This is a genomic window from Evansella halocellulosilytica (assembly GCF_002335745.1).
Lineage (GTDB): Bacteria > Bacillota > Bacilli > Bacillales > Salisediminibacteriaceae > Bacillus_CA > Bacillus_CA halocellulosilytica.
On record NZ_NIST01000001.1, the window covers coordinates 4522687 to 4528882 of the forward strand.

At 37.9% G+C, this 6196-nt stretch carries 5 protein-coding genes and 1 other annotated feature; all 5 genes read right to left on the reverse strand.

The genetic code is table 11. From position 1 onward, the window contains the following. Nucleotides 1-16: 16 nt before the first annotated feature. A complete protein-coding gene (gene rpmI / locus CD001_RS21505) occupies nt 17-205 on the reverse strand; it encodes a 50S ribosomal protein L35 (RefSeq protein WP_096189674.1) in 189 nt (62 codons plus the stop codon). 117 nt (nt 206-322) lie between these two features. Further along, nucleotides 323-826: a translation initiation factor IF-3 gene (gene infC, locus CD001_RS21510; protein ID WP_142303670.1), complete on the reverse strand. Its 504-nt coding sequence runs from the start codon at nt 824-826 to the stop codon at nt 323-325. Nucleotides 827-928: 102 nt separating this feature from the next. Further along, nucleotides 929-1053: a sequence feature (ribosomal protein L20 leader region), on the reverse strand. A gap of 95 nt (nt 1054-1148) precedes the next feature. After that, nucleotides 1149-3329 carry a sensor domain-containing protein gene (locus tag CD001_RS21515; RefSeq protein WP_096189676.1) on the reverse strand — a complete coding sequence of 727 codons (2181 nt, stop codon included), beginning with the start codon at nt 3327-3329 and terminating at the stop codon, nt 1149-1151. Between the two features lie 565 nt (nt 3330-3894). Beyond that, complete coding sequence (locus CD001_RS21520) at nt 3895-5109, reverse strand: IS4 family transposase (protein WP_096189677.1); 1215 nt, start codon at nt 5107-5109, stop codon at nt 3895-3897. 289 nt (nt 5110-5398) lie between these two features. Further along, nucleotides 5399-6196, reverse strand: a 798-nt coding sequence (locus CD001_RS21525) for a group II intron maturase-specific domain-containing protein (protein WP_257009895.1), incomplete at its 5' end; no start/stop codon positions are given.

Here is a 6196-nt window from a genome sequence, read left to right on the forward strand (position 1 = left end):
CGTCTTTCTAAATCATTTATAGCATTTGGCCGATACGCTTTTGGTCGCTTTTATGAACTAGCGTACCTTTACGTAGTTTACGCTTTTGCTTTTGTGTTTTATTTGCAGCCAAGTGGCTAGTATATCCATGTGCACGCTTCAATTTGCCAGTACCTGTCTTTTTGAAACGCTTTGCTGCACCTTTGTGCGTTTTCATTTTTGGCATCTTGGGTTCCTCCCTATGTGCGTATTCGTTGTCTGTTGTCTTGAAAAACTTAATGTTCCCGTTTAGTCATACTAAATCGAAAATGAAAATAGTCGGTTGTTGTCTTAAAAAATCGGTTTATTTTTCAGCAGTCGGAGCTAAGACTAGGAACATGCTGCGCCCTTCCATCTTCGGCTTCGACTCGATAGAAGCAATATCTTCACACTCTTTTGCAAGGCGTTCTAACACTTCTTTTCCAAGTTCAGAGTGAGTAATCGCACGACCGCGGAAACGGATCGCTGCTTTTACTTTATCACCTTTCGTTAAGAACTTACGTGCATTACGAAGTTTCGTGTTAAAGTCATGTTCTTCAATGTTCGGACTTAATCTTACTTCCTTCACATTAATGACTTTTTGCTTTTTACGAGCTTCTTTTTCTTTCTTTTGCTGCTCATAACGGAACTTACCGTAATCCATAATACGGCATACCGGCGGTTTTGCATTTGGCGCAACCATAACAAGATCTAAGTTTGCATTTTGCGCCATCTCTAACGCTTCTTGTTTTGACTTAACCCCAATTTGGTCACCGTTTGCACCGACCAAACGTACTTCACGAGCACGAATGGATTCATTGACCATCATATCTTTACTAATATTGAGCCACCTCCATGAAATATTGCGGATCAAAGCAAGACGTGATCGTAACACCGTTAACCTCATTTCTATTAAACGAAGTCATGATGACATCATAAAAAAGTGTGGGTGATCATAAATCGCCCACACTTCTGCATACGTGTTTCATCTAAGTCGTAACCTGTCAACTGCAATGGCGTCAATCAGGTGAGAAGCGGGCGCTTCTTCTTGCTTTGTTTCCATTATAACGTTCACTAGAAAAGATTATCACAAGAATGAATGCGTGTCAACATTTATTAAAACAAGCATTTTTACTATGACATGTCTACGCTTAGTTTACTGGATTTGCATTCCTTTGGCAAAGCACATATTTTTCCAAAAAGTTTTCAACCGGCATCGGTTTATCGAAATAGTACCCTTGCATAAACGGGCATTCGATTGATTGCAAGTATTCGTAAGCTTCTTCCAATTCTACTCCTTCAGCGATCATTTCTAAGCCTAAATCTTTTCCTAATTGCATTGTCGAAGAGACGATTGCCCGGTCTGCTCGGTCTCCAGGTAAATCTTTAATAAACGACTGATCAACTTTTAGACAATGGACTGGAAACTGTTTTAAATAACTTAATGATGAATAGCCTGTTCCGAAATCATCAATGGCCAGTGTAAAACCAAGGTCACGTAATTTTGACAACGTGCGTATTGAATCAATTGTATTTTCCATCAATGAGTTTTCGGTAATTTCTAATTGTAACCGTCTCGGTTCAACTTGCTCTGAATCAACAATTTGTTTTAATCGTCGGACAAAATCAGATTGCTGTAATTGATAAGCTGAAATATTAATCGATACTTTCATCCGCTCAATTCCATATTCATCCCAGCGCTTTAAGTCACGACAAGTTTGTTTGATGACCCATTCACCAATCGGGATTATCAGTCCCGTTTCTTCTGCAATCTTAATAAACTGAAGAGGAGAAACCATTCCATTTACAGGATGTATCCAACGGATTAATGCTTCACACGAGACAATCTCCTTTCCTTTTCCTTCAATGATCGGCTGATAATATAACTGAAATTGATCATTTGACTTAACAGCTTGCCGAAGTTCATTTTCCAGCTGTACTTTCGAAAGGAAGTTTCCTTTCATATCCGAACTGAAAAAACAATAAGACTGCCCTCCTGCTTGTTTTGCCTCATATAATGCCATATCAGCATGTTTCATCAATTCCTCTGCATATGCTGCAGAATTAGGATAAATAGAAACGCCTAAACTTCCACGCTGGTAAAACTCACCACCTTTGTAGTGAAAGGGCTCATCTAATACACTAAGCACTTTTTGAACTGATTTTATTAAATCAATTTCAGAAAAACCATATAAGAGCCAGACAAACTCATCCCCACCTAAATGATAGAGCTTTGATTTTTCGGTGAGCAAAGATAAATTCAGATGCTGCATCCTTTCGGCTATCATCATAATAAACCGATCACCTACGGAATGGCCTAATGTATCATTAATGTTTTTAAATTCATCGAGATCTAACAATAAAAGAGCTGCTCGTTTATTTTCAATTTGTGCATCTAAAAGTTGATACACCAATTGCTCTTCAAGGAGTCTCCGATTTGGAAGGCCGGTTAATGAGTCATGATAAGCCATATTTCTAACAGCAATTTCAGATCTTTTTAATTCGGTCACATCATTAATCGATGCGATAACTTCAACAATCTGTCCATTTTCATTAACCGGAGACATTGTTGCGTGTAAAAAACGTGTTCGGTGCTTAAAATCAAAATGAACGGTGTGACCTTGAAAACATTTTTGCAATCTTTTCATCATCATCACATGTTCACTTTCATCGCCGAATACGTCAGTAATCTCTTTTCCTTCAGCTTCATCCCCATTCAACCCTAATTGTTCAAGCAGCCTTCCTTCAATCATTGATATGACATGGCTCTGTTGTTCTTCATTTGTCAGTCTAAGTTTAAACACACAATTTTGCATATGTTTGATAATTGTTGCATAATCTTCTTCCAATAACTTCCTTACTCGGTTTTCTACCATTCTTCCATCTGTAATATCTTTACTAACGGATATGAATTTTTTTGGCTTACCTGAATGGTCGCATATCGGGAGAATCGTAAGCTGTACCCAAAAATCAGTATTATCTTTTCTTTTATTTTTAACTTCTCCAGACCAAATGTCTCCGTTCTGTATTTTCTTCCACATCTTTTGGAAAAAATCAGGCGGATGATAGCCTGAATTGACAATTCGTACATGTTTTCCAATAAGTTCCTCCTGGGAGTAACCTGATAACTTACAAAAGTTATCACTTACTTCTATAAGGACTCCATGTTGATCCGTAATGACAAGAGCACAAGCTTCATCAATCACTTGCAGTAACTCTCCAAGCTGATTAAGCATTTCTTCCGTTTCGTGTGTAAGTGTGCGCTGTTCTGAAAGTAAATGTTGGCGAAACTCTTCTACTCGCCCATTAAGTGTAACGAATGACTTAAACATAGTGACCCTTCCTTGTCCAATTAAAATGTGATCCCACTTCCATGTGTATCAAAAATGTCTCAATAATAAGTCCTAAAATATTGCAGCGATATTCTCATACATGTTTGGAGTAGTTAGGTCAGAAGCAGTTGATTTTGATAAGACCTAAATCATTCATGAGGTTATAAAGATAAATATGATAATCATATAGAAAAAAGAAAACTAGTATTTATTGTTCTGTATTCTTTGTTATGTATTCATTAGTCGACCTTCATCTGCGGGGAATTTCGACATAATTTTCCTACTTGTCATTTATTTTACTCTCTTTTCAGTCAATTCACAATACACTCACAAAATTATGACACATACCGTCGTAAATGGTTACTCCATTTATCAATATTTATCCCCCATTCATTTTCCATTTGTTTTCCACGTGCCTGGCACATGGCAATAGTGTTGCACAATTGTTTTTAAATTCAATATATGTAAATTTTTTCAAGTAACTTTTGTCCTTATGAAGAAAAAAGGGAAACGAGGTAGTGTTTCGACCTTGTTCCCTTTTTTTACAATTGTCTAAATCATTAAGTTACTTGTGCTTTTTCTTCTTTAATTCTGTTTTATCTAGAGCTACATCCCCAAAATCTGGCTTCACTTTTGGCTTTGGTATGGGCACTTTTTGTCTCCCCTTAGATGTTCTTTTCTTTTTCCGTTTTAAAGCTCTTTTAAATGAGCCAACGGTTTTAAAGAGATAAGTTTGAAGGAGTCTAAAGAATTCCCAAGCAGACTTATTAGAGTTTGTTTGAAGTTTGACGATTAAAGATAATCCATATGCAATTAAAGAGAGAAACATTTGATTCCAAATACCTTGCGGTTTTGTACTCCAAATTTTGGTTAATCTTAGGTGCTGTTTAATCCACTTGAAAAATAACTCTATCATCCACCGTGCACGATATATATCCATGATTTGTTGATCTGTGAGGTCAAATCTATTCGTTAGAATTCTATATACTCTTTGTTTATCATCGACGAATTCAATGTAGCGTACTGGTGGTTGAGAAACAGTATACGATACCTTAGCGTCTTGAAGCACAGACGGGTGTGTCGGACCATATTCCTCTAAGATTCCTAACCGAAGTGACTTCGTCACTCGCACAACAAATGAGCCATCTTTTTCATGCCACGATTGAAGGTTTTCTCTAGAAGGATAACCACGATCCATCACGTAAATAGAATTTGATTTTTCTATGATGACACCGGAACTCTCGAAATCGCTTAACTTTGCGGATGACGGAACAATTTTATCTGGATAAACAACATCGGGTGAAGCAACGACTAGCCGAGTATGCATTTTAACTGCAGATTGGTTCTTTGAAATGTATGCCCAATCGCATAAATTTTGTGGCAACCTTATTTCAGTAGAGTCCACAATTCGCAACCAGCCTAAGCCGTTCGGAAGTCCCTTTAGCCCCTGTGTAAGTTTGGCGATTTTTTCCACAACTTTCATAAAGAGCTTTTGTACTAACTCAGTTGGCAAATCATTAATCCTGCGGCTTATCTGAGAACCGCTGATTTCCTTTATACCGATTTCCTCCCGAAGCTTTGGATAAGCTTCTAGTTTTTCTTCCATATGACGATATGAATCCCAATGATCCAATTGAGCGGATACAAGAATTTTTAACAAAGCCTTGGTTGAAAGCTTATAGTTCCCATAATCTAATAAAGGACAATCTAACTCTTCCGAAGGAAGAAGAGATAAGCATTGACAAATGAGCATTTCACGTCCTATAATTTTCTTATTCATTAGGAGCTCCTTTTGTAGATGACTTGTTTGTATTAGGGAACAATACAAGGTCAACACATCTACAATAGGAGTTTTTTTATTGAATGTAAATACATATTTTTGAAAAGATGGAATTTATTTAAATTCATGCAACGCCATTGGGCACATGGATTATTATGGGAATTGGTAAAGGGACTTATATGGGAATTGATATGGAAATCAATGTGGAAAATAAATCGAGTAGGAGGGGGTGACTAACCCCCGACCTCTCACACCACCGTGCGTACCGTTCGGTACACGGCGGTTTCATTTAAGTCCAACGTAACGATTGATATCTCAAAAGTAGACTTTTAAGCCCTTGATTATTCCAATATCGGTTATCAAGGGCTCTATCTAATATAGGACTTTTAGCTATACGCCAGTATCCTAGTCTAGAATTAGCCCACTCCCATGCCTGTTGTTCATTGATTCCTTGCTTCCTAAGATTCTTTTGTTTCGTTTTAATCTTCTTCCACTCTTTCCATCGAATCATCCTCAACCTTCTTCGAAGCCAACCATCAATCCTTTTAAAGACTGAGGTAGTTTCGGCTAGTTGATAATAGCCCATCCAACCGATCAGATAGCGGTTGATTTTCTCTATCCTCTCCCCCATAGAAATTGACCATTTCCTCGAGGTGAGTTTTCGTATTCTCAGTTTAAAACGTTGAATACTTTGCTTGGATACTCTAATTTTCGGTTGTTTAATGTTGTTGGTGAAAGTGAAGCCTAGGAATGTTCTTCTCCATGGTCGGTCTACTGCACTCTTCTCTTTGTTCACCTTCAGTTTGAGTTTCTTCTCAATAAACGTTGTAATACTTTCCATTATCCGTTCACCTGCTCTTCTAGAGCGGACGTAGATATTACAATCGTCGGCATAGCGTACGAAGGCAAGACCTCTTTCCTCCAGTTCCTTGTCAAGTTCGTCTAGAACAATGTTAGACAGGAGGGGACTAAGCGGTCCTCCTTGCGGAGTCCCTTCAGTATTAGGACTGACAAGGCCTTTCTCCATCACACCAGATTGAAGATACCTACGTATCAACCTAAGTAGTATGGGGTCATCCACTCGATA